Origin of the sequence: Flaviaesturariibacter aridisoli (assembly GCF_004343705.1) — a bacterium.
In the GTDB taxonomy this organism is placed as follows: Bacteria; Bacteroidota; Bacteroidia; order Chitinophagales; family Chitinophagaceae; genus Flavisolibacter; species Flavisolibacter aridisoli.
On record NZ_SKFH01000041.1, the window covers coordinates 1 to 14,693 of the forward strand.

The 14,693-nt window shown below is 57.4% G+C and carries 16 protein-coding genes; 2 read left to right on the forward strand and 14 right to left on the reverse strand.

Going from position 1 to position 14,693, the window contains the following annotated elements; genetic code table 11:
* Positions 1–59: 59 nt before the first annotated feature.
* Positions 60–959, forward strand: a complete 900-nt coding sequence (locus E0486_RS16380; RefSeq protein ID WP_131853767.1) for an IS3 family transposase — start codon at positions 60–62, stop codon at positions 957–959.
* A gap of 138 nt (positions 960–1,097) precedes the next feature.
* Here E0486_RS16380 and E0486_RS19000 read toward each other — a convergent pair whose 3' ends face one another.
* The 9 genes from E0486_RS19000 to E0486_RS16420 form a co-directional block, all read right to left on the reverse strand.
* Positions 1,098–1,247, reverse strand: coding sequence for a hypothetical protein (locus tag E0486_RS19000; RefSeq protein WP_165917380.1), 150 nt, complete (start codon positions 1,245–1,247; stop codon positions 1,098–1,100).
* A gap of 150 nt (positions 1,248–1,397) precedes the next feature.
* On the reverse strand, positions 1,398–2,195 hold the full coding sequence (locus tag E0486_RS16385) for a glutaminyl-peptide cyclotransferase (protein WP_131853769.1): 798 nt from the start codon (positions 2,193–2,195) through the stop codon (positions 1,398–1,400).
* A gap of 67 nt (positions 2,196–2,262) precedes the next feature.
* Positions 2,263–3,663 (reverse strand): hypothetical protein, encoded by a 1,401-nt coding sequence (locus E0486_RS16390; protein WP_131853771.1) that lies wholly within the window; start codon positions 3,661–3,663, stop codon positions 2,263–2,265.
* A gap of 69 nt (positions 3,664–3,732) precedes the next feature.
* Entirely contained in the window at positions 3,733–4,149 is a 417-nt protein-coding gene (locus tag E0486_RS16395) for a hypothetical protein (protein ID WP_131853773.1), read from the reverse strand.
* 5 nt (positions 4,150–4,154) lie between these two features.
* Positions 4,155–4,469 (reverse strand): aminoacyl-tRNA hydrolase, encoded by a 315-nt coding sequence (locus E0486_RS16400; protein WP_131853775.1) that lies wholly within the window; start codon positions 4,467–4,469, stop codon positions 4,155–4,157.
* Between the two features lie 85 nt (positions 4,470–4,554).
* On the reverse strand, positions 4,555–5,031 hold the full coding sequence (locus E0486_RS16405) for a hypothetical protein (RefSeq protein WP_131853777.1): 477 nt from the start codon (positions 5,029–5,031) through the stop codon (positions 4,555–4,557).
* A 464-nt stretch (positions 5,032–5,495) separates the two neighbouring features.
* Positions 5,496–6,023: a hypothetical protein gene (locus tag E0486_RS16410; RefSeq protein WP_131853779.1), complete on the reverse strand. Its 528-nt coding sequence runs from the start codon at positions 6,021–6,023 to the stop codon at positions 5,496–5,498.
* 108 nt (positions 6,024–6,131) lie between these two features.
* The gene (locus E0486_RS16415) at positions 6,132–6,647 is read right to left on the reverse strand and encodes a hypothetical protein (RefSeq protein ID WP_131853781.1); all 516 of its coding nucleotides are present in this window, start codon (positions 6,645–6,647) and stop codon (positions 6,132–6,134) included.
* 135 nt (positions 6,648–6,782) lie between these two features.
* A complete protein-coding gene (locus E0486_RS16420; protein ID WP_131853783.1) occupies positions 6,783–7,553 on the reverse strand; it encodes a hypothetical protein in 771 nt (256 codons plus the stop codon).
* Positions 7,554–8,123: 570 nt separating this feature from the next.
* On the opposite strand from E0486_RS16420, the gene E0486_RS16425 reads away from it, so the two are divergent.
* The gene (locus tag E0486_RS16425) at positions 8,124–8,882 is read left to right on the forward strand and encodes a DUF6261 family protein (protein WP_131853785.1); all 759 of its coding nucleotides are present in this window, start codon (positions 8,124–8,126) and stop codon (positions 8,880–8,882) included.
* Between the two features lie 73 nt (positions 8,883–8,955).
* On the opposite strand, the gene E0486_RS16430 is transcribed toward E0486_RS16425, so the two are convergent.
* The 5 genes from E0486_RS16430 to E0486_RS16450 form a co-directional block, all read right to left on the reverse strand.
* Positions 8,956–10,107, reverse strand: coding sequence for a DUF998 domain-containing protein (locus tag E0486_RS16430; RefSeq protein WP_131853787.1), 1,152 nt, complete (start codon positions 10,105–10,107; stop codon positions 8,956–8,958).
* A 338-nt stretch (positions 10,108–10,445) separates the two neighbouring features.
* Positions 10,446–11,273, reverse strand: a complete 828-nt coding sequence (locus tag E0486_RS16435) for a maleylpyruvate isomerase N-terminal domain-containing protein (RefSeq protein ID WP_131853789.1) — start codon at positions 11,271–11,273, stop codon at positions 10,446–10,448.
* 378 nt (positions 11,274–11,651) lie between these two features.
* Positions 11,652–12,323: an ABC transporter ATP-binding protein gene (locus E0486_RS16440; RefSeq protein WP_131853791.1), complete on the reverse strand. Its 672-nt coding sequence runs from the start codon at positions 12,321–12,323 to the stop codon at positions 11,652–11,654.
* A complete protein-coding gene (locus E0486_RS16445; RefSeq protein WP_243697465.1) occupies positions 12,323–13,579 on the reverse strand; it encodes an ABC transporter permease in 1,257 nt (418 codons plus the stop codon). The genes E0486_RS16440 and E0486_RS16445 overlap by 1 nt, the downstream gene beginning before the upstream one ends.
* The gene (locus tag E0486_RS16450) at positions 13,579–14,661 is read right to left on the reverse strand and encodes an efflux RND transporter periplasmic adaptor subunit (protein WP_131853795.1); all 1,083 of its coding nucleotides are present in this window, start codon (positions 14,659–14,661) and stop codon (positions 13,579–13,581) included. Before E0486_RS16450 ends, E0486_RS16445 begins: the two co-directional genes overlap by 1 nt.
* Positions 14,662–14,693: the final 32 nt, after the last annotated feature.

The following is a 14,693-nucleotide window of genomic DNA, read 5'->3' on the forward strand; positions in this document are numbered from 1 at the left end:
CGCGAGCTCTATGCCCAGATCGGGCAGCTCCGCGTCGAAAATGAGTTTCTAAAAAAAAGTTGCAGGAAACTGGGGATCTGACGACGCGTGCCTCACTGGTGCAGCCCCGCTCCAGGAAGCTGTCGGTACGCCGGCAGTGCGCCCTGCTGGCGGTGAACCGCAGCCGGATCTATTACAAGCCGCGCCCGGAGAAGCCCGAGAATCTGAAAATGATGCAGCTCATGGACCACCACCTCTTGGAACACCCAACCGAAGGGGTCTTATCGGTGGTGCACCTGCTGCGCGACCGTGGCTATCCGGTTGGTCCAAAGCGCGTCCGGCGGCTGTTCCGACTCCTGGGTCACCAAACCATCTACCGCAGACGAAACCTCACTAAAATGGGCCAGAAGGTGTTCATAAAGCCGTATTTGCTGCGCGGGCTGGATATCAGCCGGCCCAACCAGGTATGGTCTACCGACATCACCTATATCCCGATGCGGCGGGGCTTCATGTACCTGACGGCTATCATCGACGTGTATAGCCGCAAGATCGTCGGATGGGGCATCTCCAACTCACTGGCGGCGCGCTGGTGCCTGGAGGTGCTGCAGGAGGCGATCGCGGAGCATGGAGCGCCGGAGATCATCAACTCTGATCAGGGCGTTCAGTACACCTGCGCCGGCTGGACTCAGTACCTGGAAAAGAACAGAATCAATATATCCATGGATGGAAAAGGACGGGCAACGGACAACATCTGGATCGAGCGGTTCTGGAAGTCACTGAAGTATAATCACGTTTATCTGAACCCTGCAGAAGATGGAAATGAACTTGTAGAAGGCGTCGATCGATACATCAACTACTACAACCAAAAGATCCACAGCACCACCAAGCAAAAGCCAAACGATCGATATCAACAGAAAACAAAACTCGTATCACTCAAAAACAACCTGGAAACAAACACACTTATTAACTTAGCATCCTGACCTTTTGGTCTCAATAAAGGGGAGTATTATAAGGCGTTCCTGACCGACACCGCGCTACAAAATATCGCGGACACGACGCGGCAGAACCTGGATGCTTTTGCCGCGGGCACTGCCTGTGCGAATGAGCTGTAGCGGACGCTAGCGTTTTTTACCGCCACCGAGGTCATAATGCAATCCCGGCACGAGCACATACAGCCCGTAACAAACAGTGCCCGCCGCCACCAGTAAGAACGCGACGCCCCCGATATGATCGCCGGTAAAGTCGAATGCCTTATCGGTGTTGACCACGTGGCTGCTGTTTGCGTGTGATGCCGCCTTCAGCTAGAAAAAGCCGACCAGCCGCCGTAGATGAAGCCAGTGGAAAAACAGCCGATCAGCGTGAGCGCCCTGAGGATCTTTCTTTTCACAGTGCGGCGACAAGTTGCGGGTGCGTCCCTTTTACTGCGCGAATTCGATCCGGTACAATACCGGCCACAGCTTGCCCGTAATAAAAACATGCCCGCTGCCGGGATCATAGGCGATCCCGTTCAGTTCCAGGGCACCGCGATAAGTCCGCCGGGCTTCCAGCACCAAAGGGGTAAGGTCGAGCCGGGCCAGCACGGCGCCGGTGGCCGTATCGATCTTCACGATCCGATTACTGCCGAAGACGTTGGCATAAACAGACCCGTTGATGACCTCCAGCTCGTTCAGTCCTGGCACGCGCCTGCCGTTGTCGGTGACCGCCCTTCTTTTCAGCACGGCAAACCCGGCGGGGTCGATCCAGGTAAGGCTGTCGGTGCCATCGCTCATGATGAGCGAGCGGCCGTCGGTAGTGAGACCCCAGCCTTCTTTGGAGGGAATGCGGAAGCGCCCGGTCATTTTAAAGCTGACCGCGTCGTAGATGAACCCGATCCGGTCCTGGTAGGTGAGCTGGTACACCTTGCCGTTGAGGAAGGCGATGCCTTCGCCAAAATAAAGCCGCGGGTGGAGCTCGGCGCGGGGCGTGATGATCCCGGTGCGGAGATCCACCGGCCCGAAGAGCGTGCGCGTACCGGGCACCCGGTCGCTGGCGCCGGTGCTTTCATAGAGCCGGCCTTCGTGCACCAGCAGGCCTTCCGTAAACGCCGCCGTATCGTGCGGGTACACCCCGACCACGCGGTACGGGATCGAGGGCGCAGCCGCAGCTGCGTCCTGGGCCGAGCCGCGGTTAGCCGCCCAGCTGAGGAAGAAGGCGGCAGCAAGAAACAAGCGCTTCATCGTTCCCCTGTTTAGGTACCAACAGGTACCGCAACCATCCTGCCCAATCGTGACGAAGCGGGGCCTGTCAATACTTTGCTTTCACACTATCTGAAAAGCTGCCTGAATGTTCACCCGAGGTATAGTTTATCTGCACCACGTAGTCCTCACCTTTCTGAAGGCCATCGGCAGGAACAACAAATGAGTGCAACCCAGGTTTCACCGAAGCTTTGACCTCCCCGAGTATCTTGTTGGCGCCCGGCTCCTGGATCTGTAGGTCAACCTCCGCCGAATCGACGAAATAGATGATTACTTCCACTTCGTTTTTCGACCGGCTGATGATATCCCGTATGTTGTTCCTGTCCGTAATATAGCTTCTCTCCCTCCTGGCACCCTTTTCCACACCCTTTATCCGGGCCCAGGTTACGACTCCCTGCACGTTTCCGAATTCAATGAACGGTATCGGGAAGAAGGGCAAAATGAAATAGCGGTACGGGTCATTGCTCCGGGCCTGAACGATCTTTGGATAGACGTGGTCGCCCACCGTATCATAGGTCACGCCCTGCAGGAAGTAGTCCTTCCGTCCATGGCTTTCCACAAGCTTTAGTTCCGTCGAGTAATTTTTGAATGGCACAAACTGGCGGCCCGCGTAATAGCCGCTGTCGGACATATAAACCAGGAACGTTTCCGGGTTTTCTTTGGAACCGCTCAGGTAATTGTATCCTTCCACCTCAAACTTCAATGCGCTCCTATCCGCCACGAGGGTATCGCCGAGGTACCTGATATTTTTGAACTGCTTGTCTTCGTACACAGCCAGCTTCGTCGTGTCATCGTACCACTTCCTGCGATAGAACAGTTGGATTTCATCACCCACCTGGAGGTCAAACTTTGTTGAAGCCCGGTAATGGTTCTCGAGCCCTGTTGTAATGTCATTGTACTGATCGCCGAAAAGCTGCTTCGTATAGAAACGACCGTTGCACGAAACAGCCACGGTTTCCAGGTCGGGAATAATTACGAGATACATCCCTGGATTGCTGGACGGGTAATACTTCCGGGGCGTTTGACTCGTTGGGATCAAGCTGTCTCTCGGGTAACTATTCCGGGTGTCGATAAACTCCATGGATATTTCCGCCGGCTTGCCGAACAGGATCCCTAGCTGCGTTGCAACAGCCCTGTAGCTGACCCTGTGAATGGTATTCTGCTTTCCGTCCAGCAGCGTGTAAACCCCATCGGCAAACGCTTCGTAATAAATGCTTGCCTGGTGCGGCCCCGCGTAGTCGGTAAAGGCTTCGGCCCGGAACTTTTTGTACCTGTCCCGGTTGATAAGGGTGTCTGCCAGGTAAGTTCTTGTCTGGAGCCCGGTGAACGCATTGTCTTTTTCAACATCCGCCCGGACATAGAGCCGGGAACGGGCGAGCTCGCTTCGCGATGCTTGCCCGGATGCCGGCAAAGTAAAAAGCAGCAAGGCGGCGAATAGTAGTTCCTTCATGCAGGGTATGGTTGTAAGGCGTAGATCGTTCTTCAAAATCCCGCAAGGTCATTTTGTGCAGCACCGCAATCACGCTCCGAACTGCTTCTGGTAGTGCGTCAGCACCTGGATCAGTTCAACGGCATAGTTAACCGGGAGCAGCAGCACCGGGTCTCCGCTGCAATCGATCTCCACGGCATCCTCGCTTTCGTTAAACCCTACCGACAATCGCGATGGCGCCAGGTCCCAATAGGTGCGTCCATTGCTGTCGTCCGTCCGAAAGAGCCGCCCGGCATAGGGTTCCTTGACAAAATCCGGGTCCTTCCAGATCGCACCGGCGAGGGCGGTGAGAATGGAAACGACGTCTTCCGTATCCGCTTCGGTCAGCAGGCAGCTGGCGCTGGCATCCGTATCCAGCCCGAGGTGTATTTTATGTTCTTCCCGGAACAGTAAAACACTTCCTTTCTTCACCTGCCATTGGTATACCTGCTTGTCTGTTTGCTCCATGTTGCTTAGCTATTTTGCGGGGTCCACATTTTAAAGAACTGGAACATCCTGGAATAGTCTTCGCGCGGCGAAAACGCGAGGCACACCTCCTGGTTGTCCAGCGCCGATTCTGTCAGCAGCACGTGGTCCGCTTCCTTTTGCGCGTTCGCAAACTCGGTTTCCGAAACGGCGCAGACCACCTTCTTGAATATGCCGTTGATCCATGCCTGCATGTTCTCCGTCTGCTCGAATTTCCGGAAACAGGCCAGCGAAGCGTGCGCCGCAATGACCGGCACCAGCTTATCGGGCACTGCTCTCTTTATCAGAATGTACATCTTCATGGGGAATGCTTTGCGCTGAGCCTAAATGTAGGGAAAGACAGGGACTGATACGGACAATATGGGACCAAGGCCGGCTCACCGCGGGTCAGTGCGTGTTGGATTGGGTCCCGAGGAGGCCCACAAGGGTCGGGTAGTTGTTCCGGGCTATCTCCCGGTGATCCGGGTCGTAACGGACCTTCGTATAATCCAGGTTCGGCTCCGGCAGATCCTTGATATCCGTCCCGGCACCGATGGCATCGCCCAGGAACGCGTATTTGTAGGCACTGTTGGCCGGGCTGATGAAATGATAGACCTGGTCCCCATCGTCTTCCTTGAAACCATTATTAATGCCCGTCAATATGTTTACCGTATCGCCCGACTCCTGGGATACCACGACCAGGTGGCTGAAGAAGTGGCCGGTGGCATTGTTACCCTCGCCCTGGTCCGCATAAATGAGCTTGATGGGCTCCCCGTCTTTCAAAGCCTTCGGGTTCATGTTGAACTCCGAAAGGTCACGAAACTGCTCCCCGCTACTGCAGGAGCACAGGTGCATCAGGCATGCGAACAGGAGGGTCTTTTGCATAAGGAAACTTGAATGGCGCTTGACAGGCAGGGCTGCGGTCGGCCTGCTTTAGGAAAGATATGAAATGAATCGACCCGGGTCATCTCACTCACTGTCCGTTCGCTCAATCGTTTGTAGTCAAAATATCTTTCCATTCTTCCGTTTCAGGTATGAATGATAAGAATTTTTGTGACTTCCCATGTTGAACTAAAATGCGGCCACAATTTTCGCAATGAAATATTTCTTTCGTTTTATCGAGGTAATGGTTATAGAATAAGTCGCTAATCATACTACTAGCGCTCAAATCCTGCGGATAGGGCGACTCCAGTTCATCCAATTTTCCCCATAATAATCTGACTTTCTTTCTAAAGAATGCAACAGAGGCCCACAACTACCAAGGCCTGACGCCGTGGCAGGAACTAAAAATAACACTTGAAATGAAGCGACCGGCCAAAGCGCCACAGCGCCTGTTGTGCGCAGGCTTGTTAGAGCACGACTTTTCTAACCAAGGCTCTTCGCGTGAGTGTCCCTGAATCCAACTTGGTGTCTAGTTTTCGAACGTCACTTAACGCATCTGTTATTTGATCAATATTTTCAAAATAAAGCCCCGAAATGTTCTCTATCGCGCGTTTGTCTTTGATTAAATAAATACTTGAATACGTTCCATTTCGCCCCCCGTAACCCGATACTACTACTATGCCGTCGAGCTCTTGAAATTGATAGACAGTATTTCTGCCAACAAACCGGACCAGCTTAATTGTTCGATGAATAGTGTCTACATACACAATGAACCAAAGGCGACTGATAACCCAAGCCAAAAACACTTCTATAAGAATGAATAGTGCTAAAATGATTGCCTGCTCAACATTTGGCAAATTCGTCGGTTTCAGAAACGGATTTTTGAAAAATTTGTCGTGCAAAAGGGCGACGAGAACAAATCCTGCCCCCAGCCACAGGAAAGCCAACACGAAGATTGAAATGAGTCCTGATATGTTGAATTTTGACTTTGTCATAGGGTCTGCGTATTGCGCACAACGACCAGGGCTTTGCGCTGTGGCCGAGAGGAAAACTACGAACTATTAGTGGCTTCGGAAGCCATAGCGCAGCACCTTTTGTGCAGCTCAGGGGAAAAGCGCCGCTACCAGTTTCTTATAGGCCTGCCGATTTCGTTCATCGTGTCCATAAGCTACTAGAACAAGGCTTGAATCCTTGCCTACAGCTGAATAAACCTCCCCGCCTGGAAGCCCGTTCTGCCTGTCAGTCCAAGCGCGGTTCAAAAACCCCAAGTATTCTTTTATTGCACCTAAGTCACGATTACCAACGGTTCTTGTTCTAACTGAAATAGGCGAAACTCTTTCGCCGTTAATTCTGTAATAGTCTAGCGAGTCACAATTGAAAGGGAAAACGCTATACGTGCACTGCAGCGATTGTCCTTCCGCAGCAATTGCTATTTTCTCGCGATGACCACCAAACTCACCGCATTCCGCAAACCGCGCTATTAAATTCAAGCCTTCAAAATTGTATATTGTATTAACCGAGTCAAACTCATTTCTAATCTTTTGTCGTTCTGTCTTGTCATTTGAAATACATCCACAAAAAAGAATAAAAGGAATCGCTCGGAGGAATATTCGCTTCATATTTCTAACACTAAAAGAGGAGAGACACCAGATTGCGCACAACGACCAGGGCTTGCCGCCGTAGCCGAGAATGAAAGTACGAGGTTTCTGAGTGCTCGCAGGCCATAGCGCAATAGCCTTTGTTGTGCACTGCAATCAGAGGGCTGCACACCTGCATTGTGGACAGGTCTGAAATACACCTTTTCTGATGACTTTTGCTTGGTTGTCGTATTTAATGGAATTGGACTTTGATCTTTTCGCCAGACTATGGCTTTGAGACTTAACTGTCTTAGATTTTAAAGGCTCAATTATAAAGTGGAAAACTTTTTTGTCAGTCTCATTGCCAGTTATCACCGTCACTTTTTCGTTTTTAATGCTATCGGCTACATCAATAACCTGAACATCTTTAAAGGAAGTAATTGTCAGCTCTCGTTTCGCTGTTTGCACCAAGAGCCTCCATTGCCATTTGCGTTTACTGCTGGCAAGCAAAAAAATATATACTACTCCTTCACGACATGGATATTTTATTCCGAAGGGGCTCCAATCTAATTCCCGGTCTGGGATTCTAGTTAACCCGGCGCTATCGATTCCAGCAGGCGAATAAATCGTATCAACTTTGTTATTGGATCTGTAGCGAAGAAAGTTTTTCCCCAAATAGAAACTTACAGTTTCTGTTTTCAGAGACTTCCCTCCCCTCATGTTGGTCAATACGAGATTCCTAAGTGTGTCATCATAGCGAATTGTCCCGCTTAGACGTCTAAAGCCGACAAAGCGACCGCTATCGAAAAAGAATTCATCTGTTCCATCACGATAGCATTTGAGAAAGCCAGTTTGGCCATGAGATAAACAAATATTCTTTGGCGTCTGTCCAGAGCTTCCGATCGCCAAATGGAAAAACGTCATCAAAATAATTAGCCTTTCAGCCATAAGGAGTGGTTATAAGTAGTGCACAACACACAAATATACACTCCCCCATCACGCCCATCCATCTCCACCATTCCGCTTGCCGCTACGCAACCACTTATAAACGCTTACAGCCGGTACCCGTCCCAACCGTTTACAAACGGGTAGAACCATTTCCACGCGCTTACATTCCCCCGTACCTGCGCTGCCAACGGGCAGCCTCAACCCAAAAAGCCCTTTTTCACCCCCGTTGGCTTGCCTTCGGACTGCATACAGGAACACTTTCGCCTTCGCGATGAACCGCTTGCACCCTGCAGGAAGGGCATATCGCCGGAGAGAAGGGCTTCCTGCAGGGTGCGAAACCGCTTTGTCGCCCGCGAACGATCCCTTGGGCAGGGGTGAGGAAGCAGGTATCGCCCCTGGAAAGCCCTTGGCGCAGCCCCGAAGGAGGGCATTGCGCTGCCGATATCCCTTTCCTGCAGCAACCGGTTGCGCCCCGCCGTTACAGAAGACGGCCGCCCGCTGAAAAAATTGGCGCAACCCAACAATTGAAGTACCTTCCTGATACATTAATCACGCTTAAACCAAACCAAAATGATCCCTGAATTCAGTCTCCGCTTCCTGCACAACGGTGAGTTCATCACCTTTTCCAAAGAGGTCCTGAAAATCACAGATGTAGCCCACCTGCCTGCTGTAGTGCAACAGCGGGTGGCCCAGTTCAAAACGTTTCTTTTGACCATCGAAGCCCTCCATGTGGAAGAAGATGAGTCGGAACTGTCCAAAGAGCGCCGCGAGATCGATGCCGCCCGCGACCGGGTGTATTCCGGCCTCGCGCAACTGGCGGATACTTACCGCAGCAACCCGGTTGCCGAAAAGTCAGAAGCCGGCCGGATTCTTTCCGATCGCTTCGCCGACTACGGCACCGTGCTGGAGGTAACCCGCCAGGGTGACGCCGACGAGTCGGCCGACCTGCACAGCCTGCTGCGCGACCTTGGCACACCCCGTCTCGCCGCCGCAGCTACCCTCATCGGCGCCGGCGATTGGATCGAAGCGCTCACCCACCTGCAGGCCTCCTTCGATCAGAAGTCGACCGAACGCACCGCAGCGCACAGTGAACGCATCCAGGAGCAACCCGAAAATATCGACACCCTTCGCCCGAAGGCGGCAGAGGCGTACCGCAAACTTGTGAACAGCATCAACTCATTTTATACAACCGAAGAAGGCGCAGAGCCCTGGCCCGGCATCGTTGGGAAATTCAGCACGCTCATCGGAGAAACCCGGAACATCATGGCCATCCGGAAAGGCCGCGCCCTGGCGGCCCTGCCGGGCGGGAACCCCGGCGCTACCGCATAACTACAACCTACCGTATTACTACCAGGCCACCCCAACGGGTGGCCTTCTTGCTGGCCCCCGGGTGGCCCGGTCCCTAATCGATCAGCAGGTCGCTGTCGTGCCGACGCTCGGCATCCGGGTCGCTGCCTGCGCCGCGTACGGCGTGCAGGGCCGGGCTGCGCCCCGTTCGCAGCAGCTGCAGGGCCAGCACCACTACCCACAGCAGGAACACGCCGATGTTGATGCGCTCCCAAACGCCGATGAGCGGTGTGGGCAGGTTGCGGGCGAGGGCCGGCGCATCGAGGAACGTGAGGGTGCCGAACACGAGGAGCAGCAGGAAGCTGAAGAGGGAATAGTAGAGAAAGCCCCGCCCGAGCGCCCCCGCGGCAAAACCAAGGGCACAGAAGAACAGGGCCTGCGTGACCACGCCGAGCGTAATGTGCAGCGTATCGGTGATGCCGCCGCCGCCGGCGGCCAGCGCTTCGCGGAGGTGCATCGGCGCAAAGGGCCAGCAGATACCCAGCGCGGCATAGGCCAGCAGCAAGATGCCCGTGCTGCGCAGGCGGCGGTTGTAGCCGGCGGAGGCCCACACGACCCAGCCAAAGGCCAGCATCAGGAGGGTGTAGGGCGTGGCCAGCACATTCCAGAGCACGCGCGTGGGAGCGCCGATGGCCGAGAGCTCGCTCACGGTTTGCGCGGCACTGTTGTAGCCCGGCCAGTGCGGCGGCACGATGACGTTGATGGCCACGTAGAGCAGGGAAGCCAGGATGCCGCTCCAGAGGGCCGCCTGGCGCAGGCGTGCGGCCCGGTTGGGGAGCAGCGGCAGGGCCGTTTCCACGCCCAGCAGCACAGGCAGCCCCCACATGGCATGCAGCCAGTGCAGCTGCTGCAGGATGGCGATCTCCACCCAAAACCAGACGAGGAGGCCGCCCAGCGCCAGGGCGCTCAGGAGCCAGTCGGCACGCCCCCGGCGCCACACGGCCCCGAAGGCCGCCGTACTGAGCAAGCCGAGGGCAAAAAGGATGAGGCCGGGCACGCGGAAATCGGGAAACACGCCGCGCATCATGGCCACGGGCATGTCCATCAGCCGCCCGTCGGGCGCCGCCACCAGGAGGGCGCCGCCCAGCAGGGCGCCGAGGCCCTCGTAGGCCAGCACCGTCAGCAGGGCGGTGCGTTCTCCTTTCGATTGGCTGCTCGTCCGTTCCGCAGCCGGTTCCTGTGGGTGATAGGTCAGGGCGGTATGCATAGCTGGAGCTTTCGTTCCAAGTTCCGGCAAAATCCCGCGGAGCGCTATGATGCTGGTAAGGGCGTACCCTGACGTCGGTCAGCGTGCGGGGATCGGATGGGCGATGGGCTGCGCCTTGCCGGCTGGAGCGCCCGGCTGCGCCGGACGTAATCAAGATGGCACCCTTTCAGGGCGCATTGTTCCTGCGTTCAACCCCTTCCGGCGGGCTTTGCCCGCCGGCTACCGGGATGGCACCGCTTCGCGGCGCTACATACCAGCACGCAGTCAACCACCTGTTCTTAGCCAGAATTTCTAAACCTCTCCAACCCACAGAACCTTCAAAACCATAAGAACCTTCCCTACGCCATCACCGCCACCATGCCCAGCGCCGGGGCGGCCAGGGCTTCGTCGCCTTCCACGACGATCCGGTGCCGTAGATCTACGGGGCGCAGGCTTTTCGAAAACAGCTTCCAGGCCGAATCGGGGTCGATGCGGAGGACGGCCGAAGGAGCGGCCGCTTCTTTTACCAACGCCCAGCCGGAGGCCTCTTTCTGCAGGAAGCGGTCGCCGCCGATCTCGGTGCGGATGTGCAGCTGCACGACGGTTCCTTCCGGCGCGGCCACATCGCGGTACGCATGGGGCAGCGCCCGTAGAAATACGTCCAGGAAGGGGCCGAACCATTCTCTGGTCAGCAACCCCGGTTTGCCCACGGCGTCGCGGATCTGTTGCTGGTGCAGCCACTTCTCGGTATACTCACGGGCAATGTGCATCCAGTTGCGGCTCGTTTCCTCCCCCGCCCAGGCCACGGGCCAGGGCGCTTCGCCGAAGGGGTCTAGGCCGGCATAATAGGCAGCGTACAGCGGCCCCGTAGTACGGAGCAGCAGGAGCAGCAGCTCCGGGCTCACGCGCTTCATGGCGGTCACCCAGTCGGCGTTGAGGCGATTGAGGTAAGCCACCAGGTCTTCGTAGGAGGCAACGTTCCCCGGCGGGTCGCCGGCATAGCCGTCGCGCAGCGCCGACAGCACGCGGAGGTTGCCGTCGAGCAGGTGGGCGGCCACGTCCTTCACGCGCCACTGCTTCGCCACCGTGGGCGCGGCCCATTCCTCGGGTGTCAGCGATTGGAGCAGGTCCAGCAGCAGGGCATCGAGGGCGGGCAGTTTAGCGGCGAGGAAGATCGGTTCGGGCATGGGTAAAAATACGGGGGAAGGTTTTTAAGGTTCTGAGGGTTTTCAAGGTTCTTAAGGTTGGCCAAGCGTCATTGCACAAGCGCCATCCGGTAAACCCCATACGAACCTTTCCCACGTGGGGGGCCGCAGGCGGATGGCGCCCCGGCATCATTGACCACTCCGCAACAACTGTCCCCTTGGTCCCGATGCCCATTGGGGCCCCATTCCCGGAGGCTGTTCTTTACTCCGCCGCCCGTATGGGGCCAAGGCGCGCCGCTCCAATGGTCGTCATCCCGTTCGCTTGCGAACGGGACCTCACCGGCGCCAGCCAACCCTAAGAACCCTAAAAACCACAAGAACCCTAAGAACCCAAAGAACCTCCTAAACCTCCTAAACCTTTTACCCCCCCTTGATCTGCCCGTCTTCCATATGGATTGTCCGCCCCGTTCGTTCGGCAAACGAAGGGTCGTGCGTCACAATGAGCAGGGTCTGGCCGCGTTCCTGCGACAGGCGGTGGAAGATGTCGAACACGAGGTCGGAGTTATTCTTGTCGAGGTTGCCGGTAGGCTCGTCGCCCATGATGATGTGCGGGTCGTTGATGAGGGCGCGGGCGATGGCCACGCGCTGCTTTTCGCCGCCAGACACCTGGTGGGCGCCCTTCAGCGCGAGGGCCTCGATGCCCAGCCAGCGCAGGCGCTCCAGCGCGCGGTGCTCGATCTCGGGCACCGGGTATTTCTTCAGCTTCAGCGCCGGCAGCATCACGTTCTTCAGCACGCTGAACTCGTTGAGCAGGTAGTGAAACTGGAACACGAAGCCGATCTTCTCGTTGCGCACGCGGGCCAGCTGTCGGGCGGTCCCTTTCGTCATCGATTCGCCGTCGATGAGCAGCTCACCGTCGTAGTCGGTATCCATCGTGCTGAGGATGTAGAGCAGCGTGCTCTTGCCGCAGCCGCTCTTGCCCGTTACCGACACGAACTCGCCCTTGCCGATGCCGAAGCTCACGTCGCGGAGCACCTGCGTGGTCACCGGGTCGTGGAAGTACTTGTTGATATGGCGTGCCTCGAGGATCATTACTTGCCGCGGATGATTTGCACCGGGTCTACCCGGCTGGCCTTGCGCGCCGGGAAGAAGCCCGCGAGGTAGGTGGTGAGCAGCGAGAAGGCGCTGGCGATGAAATAATACAGGGGGTTGTAGTTGATGGGATACGTGTGCACGGTGGGCAGCGCCGCCGTGTTGAAGGGAATGTGGTCGATGATGACGGACAGGACGAAGCCGAAGAGCAGGCCGGCGAGGCCGCCGAAGAAGCCGATGCTGAGCGCGATGTAGAGGAAGATGCGCCGCACGTCGCCGCCGGTGAAGCCCGTGGCCTTGAGGATGGCGATGGCATCCATCTTCTCGTAGATCATCATGTTGAGAATGTTGTAGATGCCGAAGCCGGCTACGGTGAGCAGCACGATGCCCACCACGTAGGAGATGAGGTTGCGGATTTTGGTGCCGGTGTCGAACTGCGCGTTGGCCGACTGGATGTCTTCGGCATCGGTGCCGAAGCGGGCCGCGAAGTCTTTCGCCAGCGCCGGCGCGTCGGCAATGTCGGACAGCTTCACGTTGATGTCGGTCACGTAGGAGGCCGGCTTGCCCAGCACCTTCTGCGTCGTGGCCAGGTCGGCATAGCTCTGCACCTTGTCCCAGTCGGTAACGCCGCTCTGGAAGAGGCCCACCACCTTGAGGGGAAACTGGTCGCCGCGGGCGGTGGTCACGGGCACCACGTCGCCCACGTGCACCTGCAGCTTGTCGGCCAGCGCCTTGCCCAGGATGATGCTGTTGGCTACATGGTCCAGGTCCTGCGGGCGCCCTTCCACCACGTATTCGTTGAAATGAAAGAGGCGCACCTCGTCCTCGGCGCGAATACCGTACAGGACGGCGCTGATGTCGATGGCGCCGTTGTTGAAGAAGATGGGCGCGTTGATGCGGGGGGCGGCGCCGCGTACGCGGGGCTCGGCTTTTACGGCCTGCAGGATGGCGCCGCTGTTGTACAGCTCCTGCCGCGCATTGCCGGCCTTCACCGACGAAAGAAACACGTAGCTGCCCTTGTATTGCGGCGCCAGCGCCAGCGGCTGCCGCTCGGAGGGACGCACTTCTTTATAGAGCCGCACGTGCGGCGTGCGGTTCACTACGAGGCCGTCGAGCATTTTGTTGAGGCCCGTCATGAACGACAGCAGGGTGATGAACATCGTGATGCTGAACGTAACGCCGACGGCGGCCACCAGCGTCTGGCGCAGGCGGGCGCGGAGCAGCGAGGCGGCGATATCGGGTACCAGCGGCAGCATCAGGGCGCGGGTTTGATGATGGCTTCGTCCTTACCCAGCCCGCTGAGGATCTCCACGCGCTGGTAGTCGCGCAGGCCGGTTTTTACCGCCCGCTTTTTCTTGTCCGCCAGCAGCACGTGGCCGTCGTCTACAAGGTAGCTGCGGGGGATGGTCAGGGCCTGGGGTTTGGTCTGCAGCACGATGTTGGCTTCGACGGTGAGGTTGGGATACAGGCGCTCCGGTCGTTTGGTGAACTGCGCCTCCACGAGGAAGCTGCGGGTGCGTTCGTTCATGATCGGGTCGATCTTGCTGAGGCGGGCGTCGAAGGCCTGGCCGCGGTAGCTGTCCATCGTTACCACTACCGGTTGTCCGAGCTGCACTTTGGCGATGTCGTATTCATCTACCTGCAGCTCCAGCAGGAAGTCGTCGCCGGCGCCGATGATGGCGATGGGCACCTGCGGACCCACGAGCTCACCTTGCTTGCGGAGCACGGAGTACACGCGTCCGTTGAGGCTGCTGCGCACGGTGAAGTCGCCCAGCTGGGCGCGGGCCACCGAGGCGTTCTTGCGCGCCAGCGCCGCGACCTGTGCCACCTGCCGCTGCGCGTCGCTGTACTGGAGCTGCGCGGCGCGCCAGGCATCGCGGCTGGTTCGGAAGGCCAGCGCGCGGGCGTCGAGTTCATTGCGGGTGCCGATGCCTTCTTTCCAGAGTTGCTGCTGGCGCTGGTAGAGCGTAGCATCGTTATCGAAGCGGGCTTTTGATTGATCCACGGTGGCGCGCAGCGCGGCGAGGCGGTCGGCATTGCGGGCTTCGGAGCTGTATTGCGCGTTGAGCTCGGCGCTTTCCGCGCTGAGGCGCGGCGCCTCCTGCTGCAGCGTAAGCAGCGGCTGGCCGGCGCGCACGAGGTCGCCTTCGGTAACGTATAGTTGCCGGATGGTGCCGCTCACCGTGGCATGCACCTCGTACTGGTCGCGGCTGCGCACGGCACCCGAGGCATAGACCGCCTCGGTGATGGGCCCCGACTCGGGGTAGATCTTCTCGGTGTTGCTGCCGCAGGCGGCCAGCAGCAGCGTAGCGGAAATCAGGCAGGCGCATTTTTTCATCAGCTTGCAGGATGATCCCGCGGCGCGGGAAG

Coding starts and splice junctions, on each gene's coding strand:
- E0486_RS16385 (WP_131853769.1), bottom strand. CDS start 2,195: ATGAAGCGCTTGTTTCTTGCTGCCGCCTTCTTCCTCAGCTGGGCGGCT.
- E0486_RS16390 (WP_131853771.1), bottom strand. CDS start 3,663: ATGAAGGAACTACTATTCGCCGCCTTGCTGCTTTTTACTTTGCCGGCA.
- E0486_RS16395 (WP_131853773.1), bottom strand. CDS start 4,149: ATGGAGCAAACAGACAAGCAGGTATACCAATGGCAGGTGAAGAAAGGA.
- E0486_RS16400 (WP_131853775.1), bottom strand. CDS start 4,469: ATGAAGATGTACATTCTGATAAAGAGAGCAGTGCCCGATAAGCTGGTG.
- E0486_RS16405 (WP_131853777.1), bottom strand. CDS start 5,031: ATGCAAAAGACCCTCCTGTTCGCATGCCTGATGCACCTGTGCTCCTGC.
- E0486_RS16410 (WP_131853779.1), bottom strand. CDS start 6,023: ATGACAAAGTCAAAATTCAACATATCAGGACTCATTTCAATCTTCGTG.
- E0486_RS16415 (WP_131853781.1), bottom strand. CDS start 6,647: ATGAAGCGAATATTCCTCCGAGCGATTCCTTTTATTCTTTTTTGTGGA.
- E0486_RS16420 (WP_131853783.1), bottom strand. CDS start 7,553: ATGGCTGAAAGGCTAATTATTTTGATGACGTTTTTCCATTTGGCGATC.
- E0486_RS16425 (WP_131853785.1), top strand. CDS start 8,124: ATGATCCCTGAATTCAGTCTCCGCTTCCTGCACAACGGTGAGTTCATC.
- E0486_RS16430 (WP_131853787.1), bottom strand. CDS start 10,107: ATGCATACCGCCCTGACCTATCACCCACAGGAACCGGCTGCGGAACGG.
- E0486_RS16435 (WP_131853789.1), bottom strand. CDS start 11,273: ATGCCCGAACCGATCTTCCTCGCCGCTAAACTGCCCGCCCTCGATGCC.
- E0486_RS16440 (WP_131853791.1), bottom strand. CDS start 12,323: ATGATCCTCGAGGCACGCCATATCAACAAGTACTTCCACGACCCGGTG.
- E0486_RS16445 (WP_243697465.1), bottom strand. CDS start 13,579: ATGCTGCCGCTGGTACCCGATATCGCCGCCTCGCTGCTCCGCGCCCGC.
- E0486_RS16450 (WP_131853795.1), bottom strand. CDS start 14,661: ATGAAAAAATGCGCCTGCCTGATTTCCGCTACGCTGCTGCTGGCCGCC.